At 60.0% G+C, this 26,921-nt stretch carries 27 protein-coding genes; 12 read left to right on the top strand and 15 right to left on the bottom strand.

From position 1 onward, the window contains the following. Positions 1-13: 13 nt before the first annotated feature. From clpA to BP38_RS21200, 3 genes are all read right to left on the bottom strand, one after another. Positions 14-2,338 (bottom strand): ATP-dependent Clp protease ATP-binding subunit ClpA, encoded by a 2,325-nt coding sequence (clpA, locus tag BP38_RS21205; RefSeq protein WP_035725676.1) that lies wholly within the window; start codon positions 2,336-2,338, stop codon positions 14-16. Positions 2,339-2,345: 7 nt separating this feature from the next. After that, positions 2,346-2,675: an ATP-dependent Clp protease adapter ClpS gene (clpS, locus tag BP38_RS0116580; protein WP_022729256.1), complete on the bottom strand. Its 330-nt coding sequence runs from the start codon at positions 2,673-2,675 to the stop codon at positions 2,346-2,348. Between the two features lie 231 nt (positions 2,676-2,906). After that, positions 2,907-3,437 carry a phasin family protein gene (locus tag BP38_RS21200; protein WP_026988646.1) on the bottom strand — a complete coding sequence of 177 codons (531 nt, stop codon included), beginning with the start codon at positions 3,435-3,437 and terminating at the stop codon, positions 2,907-2,909. A gap of 428 nt (positions 3,438-3,865) precedes the next feature. Here BP38_RS21200 and BP38_RS0116570 point away from each other — a divergent pair, with 428 nt between their 5' ends. Then, on the top strand, positions 3,866-5,125 hold the full coding sequence (locus BP38_RS0116570; RefSeq protein WP_051609477.1) for a D-alanyl-D-alanine carboxypeptidase: 1,260 nt from the start codon (positions 3,866-3,868) through the stop codon (positions 5,123-5,125). A gap of 88 nt (positions 5,126-5,213) precedes the next feature. Here the strand turns inward: BP38_RS0116570 and BP38_RS0116565 are convergent, their stop codons facing one another. From BP38_RS0116565 to BP38_RS0116540, 6 genes are all read right to left on the bottom strand, one after another. Then, complete coding sequence (locus BP38_RS0116565) at positions 5,214-6,617, bottom strand: methyl-accepting chemotaxis protein (protein WP_026988644.1); 1,404 nt, start codon at positions 6,615-6,617, stop codon at positions 5,214-5,216. A gap of 96 nt (positions 6,618-6,713) precedes the next feature. After that, on the bottom strand, positions 6,714-8,120 hold the full coding sequence (gene pgmG, locus BP38_RS0116560; RefSeq protein WP_035725674.1) for a phosphoglucomutase/phosphomannomutase PgmG: 1,407 nt from the start codon (positions 8,118-8,120) through the stop codon (positions 6,714-6,716). Then, positions 8,117-9,007, bottom strand: coding sequence for a UTP--glucose-1-phosphate uridylyltransferase GalU (gene galU, locus BP38_RS0116555; RefSeq protein WP_026988642.1), 891 nt, complete (start codon positions 9,005-9,007; stop codon positions 8,117-8,119). Before galU ends, pgmG begins: the two co-directional genes overlap by 4 nt. 87 nt (positions 9,008-9,094) lie before the next feature. After that, on the bottom strand, positions 9,095-9,742 hold the full coding sequence (locus BP38_RS0116550) for a DnaJ domain-containing protein (protein ID WP_162175179.1): 648 nt from the start codon (positions 9,740-9,742) through the stop codon (positions 9,095-9,097). 86 nt (positions 9,743-9,828) lie between these two features. Then, positions 9,829-10,581: a hypothetical protein gene (locus BP38_RS0116545; protein WP_026988640.1), complete on the bottom strand. Its 753-nt coding sequence runs from the start codon at positions 10,579-10,581 to the stop codon at positions 9,829-9,831. An 85-nt stretch (positions 10,582-10,666) separates the two neighbouring features. Beyond that, positions 10,667-11,512: a division plane positioning ATPase MipZ gene (locus BP38_RS0116540; RefSeq protein ID WP_081816747.1), complete on the bottom strand. Its 846-nt coding sequence runs from the start codon at positions 11,510-11,512 to the stop codon at positions 10,667-10,669. A 439-nt stretch (positions 11,513-11,951) separates the two neighbouring features. Between BP38_RS0116540 and BP38_RS0116535 the strand changes: the two genes are divergently transcribed. Together BP38_RS0116535 and BP38_RS0116530 are read left to right on the top strand one after the other, a co-directional pair. Beyond that, the gene (locus tag BP38_RS0116535) at positions 11,952-12,950 is read left to right on the top strand and encodes a TAXI family TRAP transporter solute-binding subunit (protein WP_026988638.1); all 999 of its coding nucleotides are present in this window, start codon (positions 11,952-11,954) and stop codon (positions 12,948-12,950) included. A 112-nt stretch (positions 12,951-13,062) separates the two neighbouring features. Next, complete coding sequence (locus BP38_RS0116530; RefSeq protein ID WP_035725671.1) at positions 13,063-15,294, top strand: TRAP transporter permease; 2,232 nt, start codon at positions 13,063-13,065, stop codon at positions 15,292-15,294. 75 nt (positions 15,295-15,369) lie between these two features. Here BP38_RS0116530 and BP38_RS0116525 read toward each other — a convergent pair whose 3' ends face one another. Next, the gene (locus BP38_RS0116525; protein WP_026988636.1) at positions 15,370-15,597 is read right to left on the bottom strand and encodes a YMGG-like glycine zipper-containing protein; all 228 of its coding nucleotides are present in this window, start codon (positions 15,595-15,597) and stop codon (positions 15,370-15,372) included. Positions 15,598-15,973: 376 nt separating this feature from the next. Between BP38_RS0116525 and BP38_RS0116520 the strand changes: the two genes are divergently transcribed. Beyond that, entirely contained in the window at positions 15,974-16,681 is a 708-nt protein-coding gene (locus BP38_RS0116520; RefSeq protein ID WP_026988635.1) for a CbtA family protein, read from the top strand. A 29-nt stretch (positions 16,682-16,710) separates the two neighbouring features. Here the strand turns inward: BP38_RS0116520 and thiE are convergent, their stop codons facing one another. After that, on the bottom strand, positions 16,711-17,352 hold the full coding sequence (thiE, locus tag BP38_RS0116515; RefSeq protein ID WP_026988634.1) for a thiamine phosphate synthase: 642 nt from the start codon (positions 17,350-17,352) through the stop codon (positions 16,711-16,713). Beyond that, a complete protein-coding gene (gene thiM, locus BP38_RS0116510; RefSeq protein ID WP_026988633.1) occupies positions 17,349-18,182 on the bottom strand; it encodes a hydroxyethylthiazole kinase in 834 nt (277 codons plus the stop codon). The genes thiE and thiM overlap by 4 nt, the downstream gene beginning before the upstream one ends. A 150-nt stretch (positions 18,183-18,332) precedes the next feature. Here thiM and BP38_RS0116505 point away from each other — a divergent pair, with 150 nt between their 5' ends. From BP38_RS0116505 to BP38_RS0116495, 3 genes are all read left to right on the top strand, one after another. Continuing rightward, positions 18,333-18,998 (top strand): orotate phosphoribosyltransferase, encoded by a 666-nt coding sequence (locus tag BP38_RS0116505; protein ID WP_026988632.1) that lies wholly within the window; start codon positions 18,333-18,335, stop codon positions 18,996-18,998. A gap of 43 nt (positions 18,999-19,041) precedes the next feature. Continuing rightward, a complete protein-coding gene (locus tag BP38_RS0116500) occupies positions 19,042-19,668 on the top strand; it encodes a LysE family translocator (RefSeq protein WP_026988631.1) in 627 nt (208 codons plus the stop codon). Positions 19,669-19,760: 92 nt separating this feature from the next. Next, positions 19,761-20,249 (top strand): GFA family protein, encoded by a 489-nt coding sequence (locus tag BP38_RS0116495; protein ID WP_026988630.1) that lies wholly within the window; start codon positions 19,761-19,763, stop codon positions 20,247-20,249. A gap of 94 nt (positions 20,250-20,343) precedes the next feature. Here the strand turns inward: BP38_RS0116495 and BP38_RS0116490 are convergent, their stop codons facing one another. Then, positions 20,344-20,643 carry a PepSY domain-containing protein gene (locus tag BP38_RS0116490; protein ID WP_026988629.1) on the bottom strand — a complete coding sequence of 100 codons (300 nt, stop codon included), beginning with the start codon at positions 20,641-20,643 and terminating at the stop codon, positions 20,344-20,346. A gap of 126 nt (positions 20,644-20,769) precedes the next feature. Between BP38_RS0116490 and BP38_RS0116485 the strand changes: the two genes are divergently transcribed. Genes BP38_RS0116485 through BP38_RS0116470 form a run of 4 tightly spaced genes read left to right on the top strand, consistent with a single transcriptional unit; the run spans position 20,770 to position 23,982 of the window. Continuing rightward, entirely contained in the window at positions 20,770-21,066 is a 297-nt protein-coding gene (locus BP38_RS0116485) for a PepSY domain-containing protein (RefSeq protein WP_026988628.1), read from the top strand. Then, a complete protein-coding gene (locus BP38_RS0116480; protein ID WP_026988627.1) occupies positions 21,066-21,731 on the top strand; it encodes a response regulator transcription factor in 666 nt (221 codons plus the stop codon). The genes BP38_RS0116485 and BP38_RS0116480 overlap by 1 nt, the downstream gene beginning before the upstream one ends. Beyond that, positions 21,728-23,068 carry a sensor histidine kinase gene (locus tag BP38_RS0116475; protein WP_026988626.1) on the top strand — a complete coding sequence of 447 codons (1,341 nt, stop codon included), beginning with the start codon at positions 21,728-21,730 and terminating at the stop codon, positions 23,066-23,068. Before BP38_RS0116480 ends, BP38_RS0116475 begins: the two co-directional genes overlap by 4 nt. Positions 23,069-23,091: 23 nt before the next feature. Continuing rightward, on the top strand, positions 23,092-23,982 hold the full coding sequence (locus BP38_RS0116470; protein ID WP_026988625.1) for an alpha/beta fold hydrolase: 891 nt from the start codon (positions 23,092-23,094) through the stop codon (positions 23,980-23,982). A gap of 12 nt (positions 23,983-23,994) precedes the next feature. Here BP38_RS0116470 and BP38_RS0116465 read toward each other — a convergent pair whose 3' ends face one another. Beyond that, positions 23,995-24,492 (bottom strand): DUF6998 domain-containing protein, encoded by a 498-nt coding sequence (locus tag BP38_RS0116465; protein ID WP_211250373.1) that lies wholly within the window; start codon positions 24,490-24,492, stop codon positions 23,995-23,997. A 40-nt stretch (positions 24,493-24,532) separates the two neighbouring features. Next, the gene (locus tag BP38_RS0116460; RefSeq protein WP_026988623.1) at positions 24,533-24,997 is read right to left on the bottom strand and encodes an Lrp/AsnC family transcriptional regulator; all 465 of its coding nucleotides are present in this window, start codon (positions 24,995-24,997) and stop codon (positions 24,533-24,535) included. A 116-nt stretch (positions 24,998-25,113) separates the two neighbouring features. Between BP38_RS0116460 and BP38_RS0116455 the strand changes: the two genes are divergently transcribed. Continuing rightward, positions 25,114-26,319 (top strand): methionine gamma-lyase, encoded by a 1,206-nt coding sequence (locus tag BP38_RS0116455; RefSeq protein ID WP_026988622.1) that lies wholly within the window; start codon positions 25,114-25,116, stop codon positions 26,317-26,319. Positions 26,320-26,921: the final 602 nt, after the last annotated feature.

Here is a 26,921-nt window from a genome sequence, read left to right as displayed (position 1 = left end):
CAACCGCTTCAGGTTACTCGACCAGGACCGGGGTCTTGCCCTTGCCTCCGTTCGAGCCTGAAGACTTCTTGCCGCCGCCTTTCTGCGGTTCTTCGAATGCGAAGGTCAATTGGTCATCCTTGACCTCGACGCGGACATATCCGCCTTTTGCAAGCTTGCCGAAGAGCAACTCTTCAGCCAGCGGCGTCTTGATGTTCTCCTGGATGATCCGACCCAGGGGACGGGCGCCGAAGGATGGCTCGTAGCCCTTCCTGGCCAGCCACTGGCGGGCCTCCTCGCTCAGCTCGATGGTCACACCGCGGTCGGCCAGCTGGGCTTCCAGCTGGATGACGAACTTGTCGACCACCTGGGCAACGATTTCCGACGACAGACCGGCGAACGAGATGACCGCATCCAGGCGATTACGGAACTCTGGCGTGAACAGGCGGTTGATGGCCTCGACATCCTCGTCGGTCCTGCTGCTGGAAATGAAGCCGATGGCGGGCCTCGCCATTTCGGCGGCACCGGCATTCGTGGTCATGATCAGGATGACGTTGCGGAAATCGATGGTCTTGCCGTTGTGGTCCGTCAGCTTCCCGTAGTCCATGACCTGCAACAGGATGTTGAAGAGGTCGGGATGCGCCTTCTCGATCTCGTCAAGCAGCAGGACACAGTGCGGATTCTGGTCCACGGCATCGGTCAACAGACCGCCCTGGTCGAAACCGACATAGCCCGGCGGCGCACCGATCAGGCGGCTGATGGTGTGCCGCTCCATGTACTCGGACATGTCGAAGCGGGTCAGCTCAATGCCCAGGGTACGGGACAACTGGCGTGCCACCTCGGTCTTGCCAACCCCCGTGGGACCGGCAAAAAGGTAACTGCCGATGGGCTTTTCCGGTTCGCGCAGGCCGGCCCGGGACAGCTTGATGGCCGCCGAGAGGGCGTCGATGGCCTTGTCCTGGCCGAACACCATGGTCTTCAGGTCGCGCTCCAGCGTCCGCAGGGATTCCCGGTCGTCCTTGGTGACGGCCTTCGGTGGGATCCGCGCGATCTTGGAGACCACGGCCTCGATATCCTTGACGGCCACCGTCTTGCGCTTGCGGGAGTCCGGCAGGAGGCTCTGGGCCGCGCCGGCCTCGTCGATCACGTCGATGGCCTTGTCCGGCAGCTTGCGGTCATGGATATAGCGATGCGCCAACTCCACGGCCGTGCGCAGGGAATCCTGCGTATAGCGCACACTGTGGTGCTTCTCGTAATAGGGCTTGAGGCCCTGCAGGATCTTGACCGCATCATCGACCGTCGGCTCATGGACGTCGATCTTCTGGAAGCGCCGTACCAGGGCACGGTCCTTCTCGAAGTAACTGCGATACTCCTTGTAGGTCGTGGAACCGATGCAGCGCAGTGTACCGTTCTGCAATGCCGGCTTCAGCAGGTTCGAGGCATCCATCGCCCCACCCGAGGTCGCCCCGGCGCCGATCACGGTATGGATTTCGTCAATGAACAGAACGGCATGATCCTGCTGTTCCAGTTCGTTCATCACGGCCTTCAGCCGCTCCTCGAAATCACCGCGATAACGCGTCCCGGCCAGCAGAGACCCCATGTCGAGCGCAAAGATCGTGGCGGTTTTCAGCGCTTCCGGGACCTGATTATCAACGATGCGTTTCGCCAAGCCCTCGGCTATGGCCGTCTTGCCGACACCGGGATCCCCGACATAGAGCGGATTGTTCTTGGTGCGACGGCAGAGCACCTGGATGGTGCGCTCGATTTCGGCGTCCCGTCCGATCAGGGGGTCGATCCGTCCGTCCTCGGCCTTCTGGTTCAGGTCGACACAATAGGCATCCAGCGCCTCGCGCCCCTTCTGGACTACCTTCTCGGACTGTGCCTCATTCTCTGCACCGTGCACGGTCTTGGATTCCTCCTTGCCGGAGACCTTGGCGATGCCGTGGCTGATGTAGTTCACCGCATCAAGCCGGCTCATGTCCTGTTCCTGAAGGAAATAGACCGCGTGGCTTTCGCGCTCGGAGAACATGGCCACGAGCACATTGGCACCAGTGACTTCCGCCCGGCCCGAGGACTGCACGTGAATGGCAGCGCGCTGAAGGACACGCTGGAACCCGGCCGTGGGCTTGCTCTCTTCCGTCTGCAGGTTGATCAGGTTGGTCAGTTCGTTGTCGATGTACTCACTGACGTCGCTGCGCAACTGGTTCACATCCACGCCGCAGGCCCGCATGACGGACAGCGCATCGCTGTCTTCGCTCAATGCAAGAAGAAGATGCTCCAGCGTCGCGTATTCATGCCGGCGTTCACTGGCCAGGGCCAAGGCCCGGTGCAGCGTTTTTTCGAGATTGGGTGAGAGCATGAGAGGCCTACTCCTTTTCCAGCGTGCACTGCAGGGGGTGCTGGTGCTTGCGCGCGTAATCGACCACCTGTGTTACCTTGGTTTCCGCTACTTCATATGTAAAGACACCACACACGCCAACACCCCGACGGTGCACCTGAAGCATGATCTGCGTGGCCTCTTCCCGACCTTTCGAGAAAAATTGCTCCAGAACATGAACGACGAACTCCATCGGCGTGTAGTCATCGTTCAGCATCAGTACCTTGTAGAGTGACGGCTTCTTGGTCTTTGTCCGGGATTTCACGACAACGTCGGTGGAGCCGTCGTCATCTCCATCATTTCCGTCATTCGCACTCATAACGGCTTCCTGATACATGCGTGGGAACCAACTGCCTTCGTTTCCGATGATCATAGCACAAAAAGCTTTTCCTACTGATTAACTTGGAAAGAAGAATGCGGCGTCAAGAGGGCACTCTCTCATATTCGTCATGACAGCGAGAGTCTGACAAATTAACCGGATGCCATCAAACGAAACGGGGCCCGGCATCGCTGCCGGGCCCCGCTGTCAGAACATCATGTCACCGGGCATTCATGCGGCCGGCTTCATGACCTTTTCCATGGTTGCCTGGGCACGCGTCTGAAGCGGTGCTACGGCCTCGTTGGCCGTCTGCATGGACATTTCGCCCAGCTTGGCGGATTCCGCCAGGAACTTGTCGAACTGGCCACGGCTGTATTCGCCATGCAGATCGGTGAATTCCTGAAGGTTCTTGGCGCCAAGCATCTTCTTGGTCATGGCCAAGCCCGCTTCCATGTTGGACTGGGTAAACGCCATCATTTCCTTGCTCATGGCCTCGAACCCTTTCGCAAAGGTCGTGCCCGAGTTCACGACGGCATTCAGGTTCTCCTTGCCCAGATCCTGGAATTCGTCGTAGCTCTTGAAAGCCATGTTGGAAGACTTCTCGACCTGCTCCTTGGTCATGGAGAAGGCCTGCTCATACTGCTTCGTGGCGGCATCGGCGCTGACCTTGAGAACCGCATCGACAGTTTCCTTACCGGAATTGACGGCGGCCTCAACAGGCTTCAACGCTTCCTGCGCCGAGGCGGTTTTCTTACTGGTCATATCTCATTACTCCTGATGTTTCGCGTGATGGTGTTCTGATAAGCTTTATGGATTAAAACTTTCAGGAACGATCAACGCATGTCTTTGCTGCAATGCAGCATGACTGAAAGATAAGGATGGCATTGCGTAAGTCAAGGAATTTTTGTGCGCTGCAACATGGCGCGCGAGGCATCGCTTCCCCTCGTCGCCTTGTGCCTGAGCGATCCATCGCTTGATCCGCCAACGATCAAGCGGATGACCGACCGACACCATCCCTTTGGCTACCATTCCTTAGGTGTGAGAACTTCCCTGGTCCAGCCTTTGCCTGTACAAGAGGCAAAGAAGCTTTTTGTTAACTATTTTTCTCTAAAATCTGGACAGCTGCGAATCGATCCCCTAGAATCACGAGGATTCAGGGGACTATCAGATACTCTTTGGGGGCCGTCTCAATGATTTCCAAATCATTCTCTTTCCTGGCAGCGAGGTTCCTCTGCGTATTCGCAGCGGTTTTCCTGCTTTCCGCGGCCGCCCAGGCCAATCCGAAGTATGCATCCATCATCATGGATTACCAGACAGGGAAGGTCCTGCACGCATCCAGTGCCGATGCCCAGCGCTACCCTGCCTCGCTGACCAAGATGATGACGCTGTATATGGTCTTCGAACAGCTGGACCAAGGGAAGATGACCCTTGAGCAGCCGCTGCCGGTTTCGCCACGTGCTGCTGGCATGCCGCCCTCGAAACTGGGTCTGCGTGCCGGCGAGACCATTCTCCTGAAAGAAGCAATCGGCGTTCTGGTGACACGCTCGGCCAACGACGTGGCGGTGGTGATTGCCGAAAGCATTGCCGGGACCGAGTGGGACTTCGCCCAGCTCATGACCCGCAAGGCCCGTCAATTGGGCCTGCAGAACACGACCTTCCGCAATGCATCCGGATTGCCGGATCGCGGGCAGGTGACCACGGCGCGTGACATGGCCTACCTTTCAAAGGCCCTGCTGGACCACTTTCCGCACCACTACAAATATTTCTCTACCGAGCGCTTCAGCTATCGCGGACAGACCATCAACAGCACCAACAAGCTTTTGAGCCGCTATGACGGCGTTGATGGCATCAAGACCGGATACATCAATGCGTCCGGCTTCAATCTGGCAGCCTCGGCGGTACGCAACGGACGCCGCATCATTGCGGTGGTCTTTGGTGGGCGCACATCACGCTCGCGCAATGATCACATGGTCACACTACTGAATCGCGGGTTCGAAAAGGCCAAGCAGCTTCGCGTCGCCAACTCGATCACTCCGACCGGCCCGGCAGCTCCAAAGCCGATACAGCTGGCCTCGGCCGCCGCTTCATCAAGCTCATCCGACAGGGAGGGTCAGGGTTCGTCGTCCGGGATATCGCTCATTTCCAAGGCCGAAGCCTCGACAGGCGATGCCACCTATCCAGAAGGCGATGCGTCCACCTCCGGCATCTGGGCCATACAGGTCGGCGCCTACAGCAACTCCCAATCAGCGCAAAGTATGGCAGGGCAAGCGGCGGGACAGGTCAGTGGGCTTTCCCGTGAGCACGTCGCTGTCAGCAGCACCAAGGGCTCAAAGGGTTCGCTCTATCGCGCCCGCCTGATCGGACTTGAGGAAAATCAGGCCAAAGGTGCCTGCAAAACCCTGTCTTCCGAAGGAATGGAGTGCCTGGTGGTGAACCCCTCAGGCGGCTGACGTTTCCTACATACGGACCAAGCGATCACAAAAAGAGGCTGCCGGCTTTGTTACGCCGGCAGCCACTTTTTTGGTTTGATCGAGAGCTTCAGTTCTTGGGTCGATAGGCCAGGCGCAACCCGCCCCAGTGTTGTCCGCCAACATAAAGCGGAACCGAAACATCCTTCATCAGGACGAACTGCCCACCGCCCATGTCGCGGCGGTAGGTCTGCAGCAGGAAGGGTTTCGTGTTCCGGCCGGCAGCCAGTCCCACCCGATCGTTGAACAGTCGCCGGTTTCGGCAGTTGGCATTGTTCCAGACGGGGTCGTCACTCTGCGGCTTTGAAAACTTCTTGTTGTGTGTCGGGATATAGCCTTCGGTATCGATGCAGGCGCAGAAGACAATACGCTCATCCCGCTCAAGGACCGCTTCCTGGTATTCCGGCAACAACCGGTCCGTCAACTCCGTAAAGGGTGTCATGTACTGCTCCGGGTTGGTTCCCGGTATCGCTCGGTAGTCCTGGCTGAACAGGTCTGCTTGGGTGATCTCGTTTTGTGAAAGCGCCTCTTCCAGCACCTGAGCACACTGCTGTGCCGTTTCCCGCGCCAGTTCGATGAAGGGACGGTCCAGGGTATTTTCCTGGCTGTCTGCCACTAGGCCCAGCAGGTTTTCGCCGGTGGAGATCAGGCTGTTGATACGGTCCCTGCTTTCCTTGAGCGTCTCACCGGATTGTGTAACCCCCTCGGTCATGCCGTTGAGAGTTTCAGCCAACTGCCGCGACCCTTCGTCGATGTCGCCGGCATCGCGGGCGATATCCCCGGCCCGGCCATCCACGGCTTCCATTGCCTGCTGCAGCTTGCCCAGCAAGCCGTCCAGGCTTTCTGTTCCCTCACGCACAGCCTCGGCCTGCTGCGTACTCTCCGTTCCCATGGAGATGAGATGCTGCGCCTGGCTTGTGAGTTGATTGAGGGTTTCGTCGATTTCGGCGGTTGCCTTGCTGGTCTGACTGGCCAGTTCCTTCACTTCACCGGCAACCACAGCAAAGCCCTTGCCGGCCTCACCGGCGCGCGCCGCCTCGATCGTGGCATTCAGTGCCAGAAGATTTGTCTGCTTGGCAATGGCATCGATGCCGGCCGCCACGCGCGCAACCTTGTCCAAGGCTTCCTGCAGTCCGGAAAGCTGACTTTCCATGTTGTTGACGGACTGCACCAGGTTGCGGATCTTCTCCAGTCCGCTGTCCATGGTCTCGCGCGATCCTGAAACCTCCTGCGACGCACTGGATGCAGTTTCCTGGGCCGAGGCGGCCATCTCCAGAATGCGATGGTTGCGTTCGGAGACGCGATTGGCCTGCGACGATAGCTCATTGAGGGAATTGGCCTGCTCTTCGACGTTGCCGGCAATGCTCTCCACATCTCCTGCCACGTCGGTCAGCTCCAGCCCCAGGCTTCCCGCGATTTCGGCTACGCGATCGATCAGCGTCCCCGCCTGAAGGTTTCCATCTGGCTCGCTCATGGCTTCCCCATTCCAAAACTCGGTTAATGCGAGCCGAGTCTAGGAAGCTGACGTTTAAGGAATCATTAAACGAGCTTTTTATGTTATTTCGCGAAATTAGGAGTCAGGAATTTCTACTCCGCTGAGGTGAAGCTGCTCTTTCAGGCGTCCCTTCAAGCGCTCCAATGTCTCCTCGTCACCGGCCTCACAGCGGGCAACGAGGACATCCTGCGTGTTCGAGGCCCGCAGCAACCACCAGCCGCCATCCTCGCTGACCCGCACGCCATCGATTGCATTCACCTCGGCATCGTTGCGCGTTTCCAGGCGTTCCTTGACCTCCTGGATCACGGCCTGCTTGCGCTCATCCGTACAGGGAAAGCGCAACTCCGGTGTATTGACGATTGGGGGCAGGGAATCGCGGAACGCAGCCAGGCTGTCGCCCCAGGTATCCAGGGCGGACAACAAACGAACCGCAGCATAGAGCGCATCATCGTGTCCATAGAAACGGTCGGCAAAGAACAGGTGGGCACTCATCTCGCCTGCGAACGGCGCTCCTGTTTCCTGCATCTTCGCCTTGATCAGGGAATGCCCGGTTTTCCACATCAACGGCTGCCCACCCAGCGCGGCAATCCCGTCGAACAGGACCTGACTGGCCTTCACGTCCGCTATGATCGTCGCTCCCGGCTGCGCTTTCAGGACGTCTCGGGACAGCAGCAGCATCAACTGGTCGCCCCAAAGGATGCGCCCCTGGGAATCCACCGCACCAATGCGGTCCCCGTCGCCATCGAACGCAATTCCCAGGTCGCACCCCTCGTCTCGAACGGTCTGGATCAATTGCTGCAGGTTCTCCGCGACAGTCGGATCGGGGTGATGCGCCGGGAACGCGCCATCGATACGCTGGTTGAGCAGGATATGCCTGCCCGGCAACTGTTCGCACAGTCGCTCCATGGCGACGCCGGCCGCCCCGTTACCGGCATCCCAGGCCACCTTGAGGTCCTTCGGGCCCTCGTAATCGCGCAACAGGCGCGAGACATAGGCTTCCAGAAGTTCGTGATCCTGGACTTCTCCCTCGCCTTGCAGGTAGTCGCCATTTGCGGCCATGCGCCCGAGTTCCCGGATATCCTCCCCAAAGACGGCCTGCTTTCCGATGACCAGCTTGAAGCCGTTGTAGTCGGGCGGATTGTGGGAGCCGGTCACCATGACACCGCCATCCGCATCCAGGGCATGGACAGCGTAGTACAGCATGGGCGTGGGCCCCAGACCGATCCTGTCAACATCGATACCACTGGACAGGATTCCGGCCACCAGGGCCGCTTCCAGTTCAGGAGAGGAATGGCGTCCGTCATAGCCGACTACGACGCGGATCCCCCCGTTGCGGCGAACCTTCGTGGCAACCACCCGGCCGAGGGCACGCGCATCTTCGGTAAAGAGGGTTTCTCCAACCAGGCCGCGCACATCGTATTCACGCAGGATGCTGGGATCGAATGAATGCCCTGAAGGGTCAGCCAGCTGTTCGCTTGTCATGCCGTTTCCCTCTCGACAGACCGATAGCGCTGCAGAATGTCGTCCATGGCGCCTCCCAGATCTTCACGCGCCAAAGCAAAGGCAATGTTGGCCTCCAGGAAGCCTTCCTTGCTGCCGCAATCGAAGCGCGTTCCCTCGAAGCGCAGGCCGTGGAACGGCACCGGACCGATGGTCCGGGCCATGGCGTCGGTCAGTTGTATCTCGCCACCGGCCCCCTTGTCCTGACGCGACAGCTCGTCGATCACCTGCGGCTGCAGAATATAGCGGCCGATAATGGACAGGGTCGAGGGGGCTTCGCTGGGCTTGGGCTTCTCGACCAATCCACGCGCCTCGGCAATGCGGCCATTGTCCTGCACCACATCCAGGATGCCATAGCGATCGGTATGCTGTTCCGGCACATCCATCACCGCAACGACGTTGCCTCCAACCTCGTTATAGACATCTATCATCTGTGCCAGGCAGGACCTGGGGGCCTGGACCAGATCGTCGGCCAACAGCACGGCAAAGGGCTCATCCCCCAGAAGGGTCCGTGCACACCAAACGGCATGTCCCAGGCCCAGCGGCTGCTGCTGGCGTATGTAGGCCACCTGCCCCGGCTTCATCACCGTATCCTGGATCATCTCCAGGCTTGCCTGCTTTCCGCGTGCCTTTAGAGTCTCCTCGAGTTCATAGGAATGATCGAAGTGATCCTCGATGGCGGCCTTGCCGCGTCCCGTGACGAAGATGAATTCCTCGATACCAGCCGCGCGCGCCTCTTCCAGCGCATACTGGATCAGGGGCTTGTCCACGACGGGCAGCATCTCCTTGGGCAGGGCCTTGGTGGCCGGAAGGAAACGCGTGCCCAGCCCGCCTACGGGAAACACGGCCTTGCGAATGGGTTTTGGCATGGCTTGCTCTGATCCTCTTCAAAAACGCCTGCTCTGAATAAAGGTCGGCAGGAGCCATGTTCAACACACAACTTTCTCAAGAAAAGATCAAGCTTTGCCCCTGAGATGCTTCAACAGCACATCCTTGGCCTGATTGATCTTGCTTGCCAGATAGGTCGATCCTTCTGCATCTGGATGAAATTTCTGCATTAATCGGCGATGTGCGGCGCGCACCTGCGCCTCGTCGGCGCTGGGCTCAAGCTCCAGAATGCGCCAGGCCTCTTCCAGTGACATTTCCGGGCCATTCGAGGGATGCGGCTGCTCTCCGCCGGCACCAGGCCAGCTCTCATGGTTTCGCCAATCCTCACCCAGCACACGGTCCAGGTAGCTTTCCAGGACAGCCGTGGATTCCTCGTCCGCAATGCGGACCTCTTCCCAGAAGGCAACAAGGTCCTGGTGGCTCATTTCGGACAGGCGCTGGGGCCGGAAACTTCCCTCGCGCACGACACCGTCCATGCTTCCCGTGTCATGATCCAGCGTCATGCGCAGGAAGCGTGTCTCGACAGTCGAGACCTGGCCGGGGCCCTGTCCGCCGCCCGGCCACTTGATGCGGCGCAGCAGGCCGGGCAGTCGGAACAGGAGGGGCAGCAGGAAGGGAAGCCCCAAGGCGATCAACTGGCGCAGCCCACCCCAGAGGGCGAACAGCATAAGGCCTGTCCCGAACAGGGCGGCGACCCACAGAAGTGATGTTTTCACGCGCCCCGGGGAGGCATTCACGAACCACCGCAGAAGGAGGTATGCTCCTGCAAGACCACAGACAACCAGAATGACCCAGCCCAGCATCAGGACTCGCGTCTGTGATCGGCCAGGCGCAGGCGGTCATGAAGCTGCCTGGCGGCGCCCCCCTGTTCCCGGGATCGGTCCGACAGGGCTTTCATGCCGCCGCTTGCATAGACCGCTACGGCCCCCAAGAGGTCCTTGAGCTGACGCGCGGACCCCGCGTCAAAACGGCAGTGGGCACCACCTGAAAGCTTCGCGATCTGGGCAAAGGCTTGAGTGGCCATGGGGTCGTGGCCTTCCTGAAACAGGAAACAGGGCACGCCGACCAGTTTCAACTCGCCTGCCAGATGCCCCAGTTCGTCCACGTCCTCCTCGACAGAGTCACCGATGAAGACCAGCGCAGAAACTTTCTTCTTCGCGTTTTCGCTACGGGCATGACGCAGCAGCCGGGCAATCTGCGTACGTCCCGCCAGGCACTGCACGGCGGTCATGGCTTTGAGCAGGCTTCCGGGCTCGGAATGCCACCGGCTGGCCTTGCATTCACCGAAACCGCGATAGAAGGCCAGCTGGACATCCAGTCCGCCCAGACTGCCGGTCTGGCTGAACATCTCGGCCTGCAGGTCCATGGCCTGGTCCCAGGTGGGCTGACGGCTGGCTGTTGCATCCAGCGAGAAGATCAGACGGCCGCGCTGCCCTGCGGCCTGCCCGCTGCCCTGCGCTGGCATGCTGCGGACCTTCTGAAGAAAATCATCCACTTCCCGGGTGCGGCCTGTCGTGCCTTCGCCCTGTTTCGTGACCTTGCCCTTGCCTGCCATGAGACCCTGCTTGCTGTTCGGCGATAACCTGCACATTCATCCTGATCATTTAGATCACTTCGGCACCACAGGAAATCAAGCTGGTTCAACTCTCCTCGGTCACACCAATGGTGCGCAGCAGTTCGCGAACTTCCTGACGTGCCGCCACATGGCTCATGGTCAGGCTGCTGTGGGTTTCCCGTAGATCCAGCAAGGTCAATCCCTGCGGAAAGAGTTCGCGAAAGATGACCCGCTCACCGAAGCCGGGGGCCAGACGGAAACCGATGCGCTGTGACAGTTCGTCCAGCAGCTGGCCTATACGCTGCTTGTTGCGGGCATCCAGGTGGGACAGGCGATTGCGCATGACGACCCAATCCACCGGCCGCCCACCCTGGCGCGCGCGCTTCTGGCGCTGTTCCCAGACCATCTGGCTGTAGATGCTGGGCCCCAGGATCTTGCGCCCCTGGGCATCCAGGCGCGCCAACAGATCCAGGTCGATGAAGCTGTCGTTGAGCGGGCTGATCAGGATGTCCGCCAGGATGTGTCCCAGGCGCGAGAGATGCGAATCGCTGCCTGGCGTGTCGATGATCAGGCAATCACAATCCTGCAGGCGTTCCACTGCCGCATTCAGCCGCTCTTCCTCGTCAGCCTGTGCCTCTTCTCGATGGTCCAGGGTCGAGCCCAGTACCTTCTCGAGTTTCGGCACCTCGAGCGGCAGCCCTTCGGATTCCACGAAGGCGGCCCGGTTCTCGACATAGCGGGACAAGGTGCCCTGGCGCGCGTCCAGGTCGATGATCCCGACCTTGCGCCCACCATGCATCAATGCGACGGCCAGATGCATCGCCGTGGTCGACTTTCCGGATCCGCCCTTTTCATTGCCCAGAACGATATAGCGCGCCTTGGACACATCGGCGGAAAGATTGATGGATGGATTGGCGATAACACTGCTCACGACTTTGACGACTCCCGATGACTTCCCCACTCCCGCATATCCTATAAGCAGCGGCTGGAAAAGTCGCCAGGCGCGCTTTTCCAGAGTTCCCGGGCAAGCTCCGGAGTGCGAAGAGCGGCCGAATCGCTCCTGCCACAGGAACAAGCCGAGTGGCCCAGGATGACAATAACTTTAGTTTGCTTTCCGTGCGCACAACTGTATGTTTTTCTCCTAGCTGGGTACCAAGGCTTACCGGCAGCAAGACCGGTTGCAACAGGGAGTGATGCTGGCTGGCCTGCCAGAATTCCCCGGCTCGGGCCACCACGCCAATCGAAGCGGTCGAAGAGTTCCGCTTTCGAGGAAAGTTTCTGATCCCTTTGCAATCGAACAGCTTCCTGTCGCCGGTGAGAGCCGGGCTGGACCCGCATACACTGGTTCGAATAAGGGAGGAACCAAAGACATGAAATTCTCTTGGCTAACAAAACTGGGAACCGCCAGCGCGGCGCTTGCCATGGCTGGCGCCATGGCCACCGGCGCCGTCGCACAGGATGACTGGCCGGATTCCGTAACCGTCGGCACCGCCAGTCAGGGCGGCACATACTTCATCTATGGCGCCGGTTGGGCCGATCTGGTCCAGGAGGAGCTGGACATCCAGACTTCGACCGAAGCCACCGGTGGCCCTGTCCAGAACATGGCACTCGTGAATGCCGGTGACCTGGAATTCGGCATGACCACCATGGGCCCGGGCTATGATGCCTGGATCGGTGAAAACGAGATCGCACCGGGTGTCGAGATGCGCGATGTTCGTGCGCTCTTCCCGATGTACCAGACACCGTTCCAGATCATCGCACTGGCCGATTCCGACATTGACTCGGTCGAGGACCTGAACGGCAAGACCGTTGGTGTGGGCCCACGCGGCGGCACGCCGGGCACATACTTCCCACGCTTCCTGGAACAGCTCGGTGTTGACTTCGAACCGCAGTATGGCGGCGCCAGTGACCTAGGCAGCCAGCTGCAGGACGGCCTGATCGACGCCTTCGCCTTCGGCGCCGGTGTTCCGATCGCGGCCTTCAGTGAAGTGGCCGCCCAGCGGGATGTGAACATCTTCGCCTTCAACGATGAAGAGATTCAGACCCTGCTGGATGAGAACCCCTCTCTGGCCCCCTTTACCATTCCGGGCGACACCTATGATGCCGTACCTGATGACCAGGACACGGTGGCCATGTGGAACTTCGCCATCGCGAACAAGTCCATCCCGGAAAGCCTGGGCTATGAGATCATGAAGACCGTGCTGGACAACAATGATCGCATGATGGAAGTCCACAAGGCAGCGGCCGAAACCCTGCCCGAGCACTACGACAAGAACAGCTTCATGTTCTTCCATCCGGGTGCTGTGAAGTATTTCCAGGAAAAGGGCTACGAGATCGACGAGGATCTCATTCCGCCTGAAATGAAGTAAGCTTTTTGCCACCAGCCGGAAGCCTTGGCTTCCGGCTGGTTTCTTTCTTCCAGTCTGGAAGTGTTCCAATTCCAGAAATCCGCACTCGCCGTTACACTGGAACAAGACCAAAATGGCCCGGGAAGACAACCAGCTCCAATCGGACAGTTCCGCTCCGTCGGACGTCGTGGAAACCCTGAACGTCGAGAAGATCGACGAGGAAGTGGTGGTCGCCAACGAGCGCGACCTGAAAAACTGGCGCGGCTGGCTTATTTTCGCGGCCTGTGTCGCCTATGCCGCTTTTCACCTGATAACACTCAACATCTTCCCGATGGAGACCTGGTCCTTCCGCATCACCCATATTGCGGGCGCACTGGTCATCGGATTCGTCCTGATGGCGGCACGAAAGTTCCAGGACACGGAAACCGGCGGAAACATTGGCTGGTCTGCCTCCAAATTTGAAATATTGCCCGGCTTGGTGGGCGGCCTCCTGATTCTGGGCGCAGTGGTCCTGACTCTCTATGCGGCCCACATCGTCCTGGTTCAGGGAAAAATGGCACCGCCACCCTGGGTCTGGGAATACGCCAGTCTCGGTACCTTCGCTGCCTTTATCGTAGCAATCATCAGCAGTTGGATCTTCAAGCCGCAGGCCCAGTATCTGGGCTGGTACGACGCGATTCTTGCGATCTGCAGCATCCTGGTTTGCGTGTACCTGCTGATCAACCTGGCGGCACTGCAATCGCGGGCCGGAGTCATGCCGACCCCGCCGGATTTCTGGATGTCGCTGACCGGTATCCTGCTGATTATGGAATTGACGCGGCGCGTGGCCGGTATGCCCCTGGTCGTCATCGCCATGGTTTTCATCGCCTATTCCTTCCTGGGCCCCTACCTGCCCGGAATCCTGGAACACGGCGGCTATCGCGCGGCCCGCTTCTTCACCTATATCTACACGGACAATGGCATCCTGGGTCCAACGGTCGCCGTATCCTCGACCTACATCATCCTGTTCATCATCTTCGCCGCGTTCCTGCAGGAATCGCGCGTGGGTGAGTATTTCGTGAACTTTGCCTTCGCCATTGCCGGTCGCACCCGAGGCGGCCCGGCCAAGGTTGCTGTCTTCTCCAGTGGCCTGATGGGAATGATCAACGGCACCTCCGCCGGCAATGTGGTGGCGACGGGTTCACTGACCATTCCGCTGATGAAGAAGGTGGGGTATCGCTCGCAGTCCGCGGCCTCGATCGAGGCCGCTTCCTCCACCGGAGGACAGATCATGCCGCCGATCATGGGCGCGGGCGCCTTCATCATGGCCGAGATCACAGGCATCAAGTACACGGAACTGATGATGTCGGCCATCATCCCCGCGATCCTCTATTTCGCGGCCGTCTTTCTGATGGTGGATTTCGAGGCCCAGAAGCTGGGAATGAAAGGCCTGCCCTCCTCGGCCCTTCCCCGGATGAACGATATCCTGAAGAAGATATTCCTCTTCATCCCCATCATCATCCTGATCTACACGCTGCTGTCGGGCTATTCCGTCATCCGGGCGGGCACCATGTCGCTGATCGCCGCCGTGGTCGTCAGCTGGCTGACCACCCATCGCATGGGCCCGATACGGACCATCAATGCGCTCAATCGCGCCTCGCGCATGGCCATTCAGCTCATCGCGGTCTGTGCCTGTGCCGGCATCATCGTCGGGGTCATCGGCTTGACGGGCGTTGGCCTGCGCTTCTCGTCCATGTTGCTGCAACTGGCCGATACCAGCCAGTTGCTGGCTCTGGCCTTCGCCATGGTCATTTCCATCATCCTGGGCATGGGCATGCCGACAACGGCCGCCTACGCCGTCGCGGCCTCGGTCATCGCCCCCGGGCTGATCCGCCTTGGGATCGACCCACTGACCGCTCATTTCTTCGTGTTCTACTACGCGGTCATCTCGGCCATCACGCCACCGGTCGCACTGGCCGCCTATGCCGGCGCCGCAATTGCGGGATCGGACCCAATGCGGACTTCCGTCACGGCCTTCAAGTTCGGGGTGGCCGCCTTCATCGTGCCCTACATGTTCTTCTATGCACCGGGACTTCTGCTCCAGGCCGAGTCGATGGAGATTGCCCAGAACATGGTGACGGCCTTGATTGGCATCTTCCTGCTGGCCTCGGCCGTACAGGCCTGGTACTTCGGCCATGCCAAGGCCTATATTCGCATTCCCTTGCTGATCGGCGCGGTATCCATGATCTCCGGCGGGACGACAACCGACATCCTCGGCATCGGATTAGGCATCGCCCTGTTCTTCTGGCAGAAGCGTTTTGCTTCCACGGAGCCCCTGGAAACACCCAGGGAAACCACTTCAACGACCGGCCAACAACAAGCCTGAACAAACTGTTGTCGTAAAAAAAACCGGGAAGCCTGGAAGGCTTCCCGGTCCATGGAAGAGACTGAGGGGGCAGGCTCAGTCTTCTTCAGCCTGGTCGTAAAGATAGCCACCGCCAGCACCCAGGGCGCCACCCAACAGGGCGCCCGTGGTCGCGCTGCCGCCGGTAACGGCGCCAAGAGCCGCACCACCAGCCGCACCAGCCGCACCGCCGGTCAAAGTACGCTGTTCGGTCGTGGACATGCCGGAGCACCCCGCTAGGGTCAGACCAGCAACGGCTGTCAGGGCCAGAACGATATTCTTCATGGTCAAGCTCCTTACCTTCAGTAACGTGGCAGGGATTGAATGTAATCCTGCTCATGTTTCGTATCTACATTTGGCTGCAATAAGGCAACCTTCAAGGCTCAATCCCGCTTTTCCCACTTCGGATGTCCACAAGGCAAAGAAAAACAACGAATTATCTTGAGGAAATCCAGTAATGCCACGTGGCTGACACAGAAACGCCACAGCTATTTCTGCACCCTGGATCCCGCTTTTCCCTGGACAAGGAATATTTGCCGGCTGAGGAGCTATCGGCTGGCCGGGTGCAGGTGTGTCCTTTGAGCGCACAGGCTCAAGCGTGATTGATTCGTCTTGCATGTGAGCGTTACGGTAAAAGCTCGGTATCGCGTCATAGAAGGATATGCCTGTGCTAAGCCGCATCCTCATTACCGGGCTGGTCGCAGGCTCTATAGCCGGACTCGCAATCACTGTCCTGCAACTGGCAACCTTGGTGCCCCTGCTTCATCAGGCCGAACTGTATGAAGCCAGCTTTGGCGCCAACGAAACCCTCAGCATGCACGACAATATCCTGCAGGACCAAAATCAGGCCGGTGTCTTTGGCAAAAGCCTGCTTACACTCCTGTCCAACGGAATGACAGGCATCGGGTTTGGCCTGGTCATTGCTGCCGGCATGAGCCTGCTGGGGCGTACACGCGCCTGGCATGGGCTGCTTTGGGGGGTGGGTGGCTTCCTGGCGTGGAGTCTGCTGCCCGCAATTGGTGTGCCACCTGCACTGCCCGGCATGGAACAGGCACCACTCCTTGAACGTCAGTCCTGGTTCCTGGTTACGGCCCTGTTCAGCTCGGCGGGCTTGCTGATCTTGGTTCTGTTGCGTCCTCTTTGGCTCAAGCCACTGGGCCTGATTCTTCTGGCCATGCCGCATATCTACGGCGCCCCTGTCGCACCGGCGGCACAAAGCGGCATACCACTGGAACTTTCTGAACAGTTTCTTATGGCTTCGCTCAGCACTTCAGCAGCCTTCTGGCTGTTGCTGGGTATCATAGCCAGCAGTGTCTTCCGCACTCTGGTTCGAAACCCCCAAGCTGACATGGTCTGCGAAGCCAGCTGAACGTCCTCCAGCACTGATGCCATATTGCGTCAGGCCTTGGCCTGATCGACCGCCTGGCGCAAATCACGCGCTGCAGACTCGGGGTTCGTGGCACTGCAGATGGCCGAAACCACGGCAACACCGGAAACGCCCGCACGCACAAGTGCCGGAACATCCGCGACTTGGATTCCGCCGATCGCCACCACGGGCAAGGACGTCGCTCGACAGATCACCCCCACACCTTCGGCAGCAATCGGTTTCTTGGCATCCGCCTTGCTGGTGGTGATATTCACGGGACCTGCGCCCAGGTAATCCACCACCTGTGGGTCTGCGGCCTGTGCATCCTCCGGTCGCGAGCTGGACAGCCCGACCAGCCGATCGGGGCCCAAGACCTGACGAACCAGACGTGCCGGCATGTCGTCTTGACCCACATGCACACCGGCGGCCCCCAGTGCGACGGCCTCTTCGACCCTGTCATTGACGATCAGCGGCAAGCCCGCAGGTTTCAGAACACCCTGCAAGGCACGGCCAAGCTCCACGAATCGCTGCTTGTCGGCCATCTTGTCACGCAGCTGGACCAGGCTGACCCCGCCCTTGGCTGCCAGGGCGACCACATCCTCCAGGCTGTGGTGGCGTACGTCCTCCGGCCCGATCACCAGATAAACCGAAAGGTCGAAACCGGGTCGTGTCATCCTTGCTCCTCCATCCATTCTATCGCGGCCAATTCGTCCAGTTTCCCGGGGCTCAAGCTATAGAGAGCGTCCAGCAACTGAACCCGAAAGGACCCGGGCCCTTCAGCCTGACGACCGGCGATTTCGCCCGCTGCGGCCATGCAGGCCAATGCATGGCTGGCGGCAACAAGTGCGTCCGCCTCCACCGCCAGGAAGGCTCCCGTCAATGCGCTCAAAGCACAGCCAGTCGCTGTGACTCGTGTCATCAACGGGTGTCCTCCAGACACACGCAAGTTTCTCTGACCATCGGTGGCAAAATCGACTTCGCCCGTAACAGCAACGACCACGCCCACCTCGCGCGCCAGGCGCACGGCCTCCTTTTCCACGTCCTCAACCCAATGCGTGGCATCGACGCCCTTGCCGCTGCGCAAGGCATGATTGGCCAGCGCCGCAATCTCGGAGGCGTTTCCACGCAAAACTGTTGGCCGGATCTTCAACAGGCGTTGTGTGTTCTCCATGCGAAAACGCGTGGCACCGCAGCCGACCGGGTCCAGGACCCAAGGCGTTTCGTTGCCCAAAGCCTGGACAGCGGCAGAGACGGCAGCCTCCTGCCAGTCCTGGGTAAAGGTGCCTATGTTGATGGTCAGCGCCCCTGCCAGCGAGACGAAGTCCTCCACCTCCTCCGAGGCGTGGGCCATCACGGGCGAGGCCCCGACCGCCAGCAGGCTGTTGGCCGCCAGGTCCATGGCAACAAGATTCGTGATGTTGTGGACCAACGGACCGGTCTGGCGGATGGCGTCCAGGCTTTGCCCGGGGGATGGGGTGCCCTCAGCGATTGGTTTGCTTTGCATATCCGAGTGCCCTTGCATCTATGCCTGCCCGAGAGATGGGAAGTCTGCCGCCCGATGAAAGGAAATACACGCCCTTCTCAGCCCTGCGCGATTGTCCTGTCGTATCGAACAGGATATCTAGCAGGAGTCACGCAAGGGGACCGACAGACCATGACTCACCTGACAGATCACGCCCGGCTCACTGCCTCGACCCTGCTGGAGATCGAGGCGGTCCACTTTCGCCCACAGGAGCCCTTTACCTTTACGTCCGGCCGGCGCAGTCCGGTCTATATCGATTGCCGCAAGGTCATCTCCTTTCCACGGGCCCGTGCAGCCCTGATGAACCTGGCCGTGGAACGCCTGATGCAGGAAGCCGGCGTGGAGGCCTTCGACGCCGTGGCCGGCGGCGAAACGGCGGGCATTCCCTTTGCTGCCTGGATCGCCGAACGCCTGGGCTTGCCAATGGTCTATGTCCGCAAGAAGGCCAAGGGCTTCGGTCGCAATGCTCGCATCGAGGGGACCTTTTCTGAAGGCGCGCGCGTGCTTTTGGTCGAGGACCTGGCCACCGATGGCGGTTCGAAACTGAGCTTCGTCGAAGCCCTGCGCGAGGCCGGGGCCAAAGTCGCGCACACCTTCGTCATCTTTCACTATGGCATCTTTCCCGAAGGCATCGCCCAGTTGGAGGAACAGGGTGTTTCCCTGCATGCGCTCTGTACCTGGCATGACGCCCTGCAGGTGGCCGCCGAGCGCAGTTATCTGGACGAAGCCGGCATAAATGAGGTCAAGGCTTTCCTGAAGGACCCCGACGGCTGGTCTAAAGCACGCGAGGGGGAATGATCCAATCCGGGAGGCTCCCGGAATCCACTAGAGGGAGAGGGGTATGTACGAAGGTATCCAGTTAACGCTTATCCTAGGCGCGGCCCTGATCGCCTCCCTCAGTCCGGGTCCAGCAACCCTGGCCATTGCCAGCACTTCCATGACCTCCGGGCGCCGGTTCGGCCTGGCCCTGGCCTCAGGCGTCATGACCGGTTCCCTGCTCTGGTCGACAAGCGCTGCATTCGGTCTGGGCGCGATCCTGCTGACCCATGCCTGGGCGCTGGAGATCCTGCGCTATCTGGGTGCAGGCTATCTTGTCTATCTGGCTGTCGCTGCAGGCCGCAAGGCCATGTCGGACCGTGAGCCCCAGACGAAGGCAATGCCTTCGACCTCCCTGCGCCGTGCCTATGGAAAAGGCCTGGCCATACACCTGACCAATCCGAAGGCTGCCCTCTTCTTTGGTTCTCTCTACTCCATCGCCATTCCGCCCGGTGCCACACTGCAAGGCCTGCTCCTGGTGATCGCCGCCATCGGGCTCCAGAGCTTCCTGGTCTTCCACGGCTACGCCTTGCTGTTCTCGATTCCGCCGGTGGTCCGTGGCTACCTGCGCCTGCGTCGCTGGTTCGAGGCCTTCTTCGCGCTGGCCTTCGCCTCGGCCGGCATCAAGGTTCTGCTGACACGCGTGACCTGAGGTCTGTAGGAAGCCGCGGCTGGTCAAAGCCCAATACGGCGGGGTACTCTGGCCTTTCCATTGCCAGGACAATGACCGGGGGACAAAAGAACATGGTTCAAGATGGCAACGCAGCCCATTTCGAGGGTGGCTGCACGTGTGGCAGGGTTCGCTATCGCATGACGGCCCGACCGCTTTTCGTACATGGCTGTCATTGCCGCTGGTGCCAACGCGAAACCGGCAGCGCGTTGGCCATCAACGCGCTCGTGGAAACCGCAAGCCTGGAGCTACTGGTCGGGCAGCCCGAGCTGACACTGACGCCCTCCGAAAGCGGCAGGGGTCAAAAGATCCTGCGCTGCCCCGACTGCCGCGTGGCCCTCTGGAGCCACTATCCCGGCGCCGGCGAGAAGGTTGCCTTCTTGCGCGTCGGAACCCTGGACGACCCAGACCGCTTCCCGCCCGATATCCATATCTACACGGACTCCAAGCAGCACTGGCTGTCCCTGCCCAGCGACGTTCCGGTGATGCCCCAGTACTATCGCCGCAGCGAACACTGGCCGGCGGAGAGTCTGGAACGCTGGAAGGTGCTGCGGGACTATTGATTTAGAACTCTCCGAACGGCACTGGCCCGGCTGCACTCCAAGTACAGCCGGGCCGAACTATCACTGGGATGAGGCCTGTAACGCCCCGCTTTCGTCAATCATCACGATGGGGGCCGTAAACTGCCTCGCCTGTTACGACATCGTAATCCCCCTCATATTCCGCTCCGGCCTCGTCAGTCATCTCTACGCTAAAAACACCATCCTCGACTTCAATCTCGTGAATGGTATAGCCCTGCGAAGACAACATGGTTGCGAACTCGGAAAGCTCCATCGCTTCTTCCTGCGAGGAAAGGCTCCCGTTACTGGCGCGATCGTCATCGGATGCCTGAACACCCGCAATCAGGAAACCGGTTGCGGCGGCGAAAGTGGTGGCAATAAGCAGTTTGCGTTTCATGTTATGCTCCTTTGGTATGCTGCAGCTGTGTGCCGCAATGAGGCTCCCTTCTAGAATATTGGCGCTGACCACACCCTGATGCGTGATGTCAGCATATTGTCAGCTTGTCTGACGTAGAGAATCTGCATGATGAGATATTTGTTTCCGCTTCTACTGCTTCTTGCCTCGTCCGCCCTGGCCGACGGTGACGATCACGAGCGTGCGCGCGAAGCCCTGGAGCGTGGCGATGTATTGCCACTAACACGCATCCTGGAGATTGCCGAGAAAGATACCGGCGGTCGTGTCATTGAGGTAGACCTTGAACACGATGATGGGCGATATCTCTATGAGCTTGAGCTTATCACCCCGGATGGCCGGCTGCTGGAACTGGAGCTCGACGGCGCGACCGGGCGCATTCTGGAACGGGAGTTCGAGGACGACTGATGCGGGCACTTATAGTCGAGGATGACTCGCGGATTGCCTCGGATCTGAAGACAGCCCTCGAAAGCGCCGGTTTCCTGGTCGAGGTTTGCGCCGATGGCGAGGAAGCCTGGTTCCTGGGCGATACAGAAGACTACGACCTCGTGGTACTTGACCTGGGGCTGCCCAGCATGGACGGACTGTCACTGCTCAAGCGCTGGCGCGCCAGTGGGCGTGAACTGCCGGTGCTGGTCCTGACTGCACGTGGAACCTGGGAAGAGCGTGTGGAAGGCATCGATGCCGGCGCCGACGACTACCTGCCAAAGCCTTTTCGGATCGAGGAATTGGTCGCCCGGGCCCGGGCCTTGGTGCGCCGGTCTGCCGGTCGCGGCGCGGCCGTACAGCAGGTGGGAGAACTGACCCTCGACACCAATCGCATGACCCTGGCCGTGCGCGGCCTTCCTGTCAGTTTGACAGCGCTGGAATACCGCTTCATGGCCTATCTGGCACTGCACCGCGATCGCGTGATACCGCCAACCGAGCTGCTGGAACATCTCTATGGAGACGATGATGCCCGCGACCCCAATGCCCTCGAAGCTGTCGTCGCCCGGCTGAGACGCAAGTTGGGGAGAGACGTGATCGGAACACGCCGCGGTTTCGGGTATTACCTTGAGGGCGAAGGGCAGTGAAGCGCCTCTCCCTGCGTTTGCGCCTGGCGATTGCGGGCGCCGTCGCTGTCATACTGGCGCTGGGACTGGCGGCAGCCGGCCTGACCACACTGTTCGGGACCCATGTGGAGCGCCGTGCAACAGCCGAACTGTCGGTGCAACTGGATCAGGTCCTGGCAGGACTTGGACAGCAGGACGGTAATCTGACGGTCACACCCCCTCCCGCAGACCCCAGATTCCAACAGCCCTATGGCGGTCTTTACTGGCAGGTCGAGACCAATGGCCAGGTGCTTCGATCTCGTTCACTCTGGGATTACGAGCTATCGCTCCCGTCCACCGACCAGCCGGATCATCAGCCACACAGCTTGCGACTCACGGGACCTGACGACACCCAATTGCTGGTCTTTGAACGCAGGGTTACCCTGCCCGAACGGCTGGGCAACCAGCCAGTCCGTGTGGCCGTGGCCATGGATGCCGGGCAGTTGGAAAGCGCACAACGTGCCTTCATGACAGACCTTGCCCCTTTCCTGGCCTTGCTGGCGTTATTCCTTATCGCAGCGCAAGCAGTCCAACTACTGGTAGGTCTTCGCCCCTTGCGTTGGCTCGGCACGCGGATTGCAGCACTGCGCTCTGGTCAAGCCACACGCATGGGCACGGATTGGCCACAGGAGGTCCAACCCCTGGCGGACGAACTGGATGCCCTGCTCGAAAAGCGCGAAGCCGATATTTCAAAAGCCAGGGCCCGGGCTGGCGACCTAGCACACGGCCTCAAGACTCCCTTGCAGGCTCTGCTGGGGGAAGCCGGTCGCCTGCGGACAAGCGGGTCCCCCCGTGCTGCCGAAGACATCGAGGAAGTGGCCCGTGCCATGCAGCGACATGTTGACCGCGAGCTGCTGCGCGCGCGCGCAGCGGCACGTGCACGGGAAGCACGAGCGGACGTAGCGGAGACGACACGTGGCATTATTTCCGTACTGAAACGCAGTCCGGATGGTGCAGGCGTTGCATGGAGTCTCGATATCGCCCCTACCCTCCATGCCCGTATCGATTCAAGCGACCTGGCCGAGGCTCTGGGCGCACTTGCCGAAAACGCTGCCCGGCACGCCTCGAGCCGAGTCAATCTGTCAGGGCGCGCCCTGGACGATCGGATCGAAATAACCATTCGCGACGATGGGCCCGGAATTCCTCCAGCCCAGATCGAGACTCTCACAACGCGAGGCAGACGGCTCGACGAAAGCGCCAGGAGCAACGGCTTTGGCCTGGCCATCGCCAGTGAGATCGCGGATGCCGCGGGCGGCAGTTTGGTCCTGGAAAACCGTGCGCAGGGGCTGGAAGCAAGACTGGAACTGCCTCGGGCATAATCAGGGTGCAGGAGAAGGACAGTATGAAGCAGGTGATCGCAGGTTCGCTCAATGTCACCTACCTGGAGCAGGGCCCGGCGGACGGTACGCCGGTGGTTCTGCTGCATGGCTTTCCCTATGACGTCCACTCCTACGATGAAGTGGCCGGGCAGCTTTCACAAAATGGGTTCCGCTGCCTCGTCCCCTACCTGCGCGGCTATGGCCCAACGCGATTCCTGTCAAGGAACACGCTCCGCTCGGGCCAGCAGGCCGCTCTGGGAGATGACCTGCGGGCGTTCCTGGAGGCGCTCGAGATTCCGCAGGCGATCCTGGCCGGCTATGACTGGGGCGGACGCGCCGCCTGCATCGTGGCCGCCCTCTGGCCGAACCGGGTGCACGGCCTGGTCAGCTGTGGCACCGGCTACAACATCCAGGACATCGCAAAGGCCGACACACCCGCCGCACCGGAACAGGAACGGCGCTTCTGGTACCAGTACTACTTCCACTCCGAACGAGGCCGCGCGGGACTGGCCGCAAACCGCCGCGACCTGACGCGCCTGCTCTGGGAACTCTGGTCGCCGACATGGAACTTCGATACTGAAACCTTCAATCGCAGCGCTTCCGCGTTCGACAACCCGGACTTCGTCGAGGTCGTGATCCATTCCTATCGCCACCGCTATGGCCTGATTCCGGGTGATCCGGCTCTGGAAGGCCTGGAGGCACAACTGGCCAGCCAGCCCGATATATCCGTGCCCACCATCGTACTTGAAGGCGCGAATGACGGTGTGGATCCGCCGGAGGAGACGGACCCCCACGCCGCGCATTTCACTGACCGTTATGAACGCCGCCTGCTGCCCGATACAGGCCACAACCCACCCCAGGAGGCACCGGAAGCTTTCGCTCAGGCCATCCTCGACCTGGCCAAGGCATACTGAAACCTTCCAGATTTACACTGGTGCCTGCTGAAGAATTGGTAACTTCCTGGCTTCAGGGAGACTTTCATCAAGCCTCGCAAGCTTTCTCACAGAGATCTGCCGGGCACCATTGCGTTGCATTGACCCTGCCGCAGACCAAATCGGTTCCCCAGGACCGTTATATGCAACACGAATCGGCCCGCCCCTTGAGCGATGCAGCACAATGATATGCTCTGCCTGGTGACGAATGCCGATGACAGTTCCCTGGGTAAGTTTGATCTCTACCTTGCGGCCGTCGGCAGATAATGCATCATAGCCAAGATTCGAAGCTGGCATGAGTTCAAGCCCGAACATGTAGGCAGCGACCACCTCTCCAATACTTCCCACAAGGTGGCCATCGAGCGTAAATTTCCTACCCGGAAACAAGGCTTCTAACCCACTAGAGGCTTCATAGAGTTTTTCCAGAAGATCAGTGACTTCTTCCCAGTTTATATCCATGAGGTCGCTTTCTTCTCCGTCGCGCAGGTCCATAAAAATTCTCTATCCGCCCTTTCACCTCTCGTCCTTGCTATCAGGGCCTGGGGAAAATCGGCGAGGACTTGACGGTCCCGTAGACGAAGCTTGTCGTGATCGAACTGATACCCTGGATGGCGTGCAGGCGGGTCCGCACGAAGGCCTCATAGGCCTCGAGGTCGGTAACCATCACACGCAACAGGTAATCGGCCTCCCCCGTCAGCAGATGGCAGTCCAGGATTTCCTCGATGCTGCACACCCGTTCCTCGAAACGCTGCACGACATCACGATCGTGACGTTCCAGGGAAATGCGGATGAAGGCTGTGATCGTCAGGCCGTAGGCCCTGGGATTCACGTTGGCCGAATAGCCGGTGATGATCCCCGCCTCCTCCAACAAGCGGACGCGCCGCAGGCAGGGCGTGGGCGACAGGTTGACCCGCGTTGCCAGGTCCGCATTCGTCAGGCGGCCGTCCTTCTGCAGCTCACGGATAATCTGCAAATCCTTGGCATCAAGTGACTTCAATGACCATCTCTATTAGTAAATCATGCTATTTTCATATGTATTCGTGACAGATTTTGACCGCCATCACCAGATGATTCCTGCGATACTGGCGGCAGACAGCAGCAAAGGGACAGCCCATGACTCCGAACAAGTCCGCCGGTTTTGCCACCCGTGCCATTCATCTTGGGTATGAGCCTCAAGACAACGAGGGCGCTCTGACGCCACCGCTGCACCTCACCTCCACCTTCGCTTTCGATACGGTCGAGCAGGGCGCGGCGCTCTTCGCTGGCGAGGCCCAGGGCCACATCTATTCGCGAATCTCCAACCCCACACTGGATCTGCTCGAGCGTCGCGTGGCGGCACTGGAGGGCGCCGAAGCGGGTCTTGCACTCGCCTCGGGCATGGGGGCCATCACCTCGGTTCTCTGGACCTTCCTGGCGCCAGGGGACGAGGTCATCACCGACGAAACCCTCTATGGCTGCACCTTCGCCTTCATGCGTCACGGGCTGGAGAAGTTCGGAATCACCGTCACCCATGTGGACCTGACCGAGCCGGCGGCGCTGGAAGCTGCGATCTCGTCCCGCACACGGATCGTGTATTTCGAAACGCCCGCAAACCCGAACATGCGTCTGGTCGATATCGACGCCGTAGGCGCCATCGCACGAACCCATGACGCCAAAACGGTGGTCGACAACACCTATGCCACCCCGGTCCTGACCCGCCCCATCGAATTGGGCGCGGATATCGTCGTCCACTCCGCAACAAAATACATGGGCGGGCACGGCGACCTGGTCGGCGGGCTTGCCGTCGGCAGAGCGGACGACATGGGCGAGGTCCGCATGATCGGCATGAAGGACATGACCGGTGCCGTCATGGCGCCTTTCAATGCCATGCTGGTGCTGCGCGGCCTTAAAACGCTCAAACTGCGCATGGAGCGACATTGTGAGAATGCCATGGAAGTGGCCGGTATGCTCGAGCGCCATCCGGCGGTGGCCAAGGTCCACTACCCCGGGCTTGAGAGCTTCCCGCAACACGCGTTGGCCCGCCGTCAGATGCCCGGATTCGGTGCGATGATCGCCTTTGAACTCAAGGACGGGCACGCGGCCGGAAAGGCCATGATGGATCGGCTGCAGCTGATCCGGCGGGCCGTGTCACTGGGTGATGCGGAAAGCCTGATCCAGCACCCCGCCAGCATGACACATTCGACCTATACTGCCGAAGAACGCGCCGCCCACGGCATCACGGAAGGACTGATCCGGCTGTCGGTCGGCCTGGAAGAAGTGGAAGATATCATCGCCGATCTGAATGAAGCCCTGAAGGCACCGGTTCCGGCCGCAGGCTGAATACAAGGCGTTTCCTGGCACACCCCGGCCAGGAGGGAAGCTCCCTTTCCATCACCGGCAATTTGCTCGCCATCGGCTCACGTCATTTTTATCATAAACGTTATGTAAATAGGGCGTTTGACTTTACCATCTGGCGGACCTACCTTCTGTACATCATGTACAAGCACGTCCCATCATACAGGTTCCTGCGGTTTGCAGGCACCCTGCTCGAAGGCTCTCAGCCCCGAGCGGGCTAAGGGTAGACGTGCTCTCCCACCGCTTGGGGCAATTCCACATTTCCTATGGAATTCATGAACCGAACGACAGAAGTCGTTCGGCGGTGGGATGTCATGCACACGATAAACACAAACTGGTCTGGCCCGCACCTTGAAGCGGGTTCCCCTGTTTCCTATTCACCAATCACCGATTGCCTGCCGGACCTGATCCAATGGGGTCTGCCCGAGGCATTGCGGCCTATGAAGTGCCAGCTCACCAGCAAGGATTACATGCTGTTGGAGCGCCATCTGACTAAAGCCTGTCGCGTTTAATTGATTTCATATCCGGCAGCCCTGAAGAAGTTGGTGCATTCCTCCTCGGTGAAGAGGTCGCAGACATGGCCGACG

Source organism: Fodinicurvata fenggangensis DSM 21160, from assembly GCF_000686045.1.
Taxonomy (GTDB): Bacteria; Pseudomonadota; Alphaproteobacteria; order Kiloniellales; family DSM-21159; genus Fodinicurvata; species Fodinicurvata fenggangensis.
Note: the sequence above shows the minus strand (reverse complement) of the source record. Positions and strands in the feature narration are given on the sequence as shown.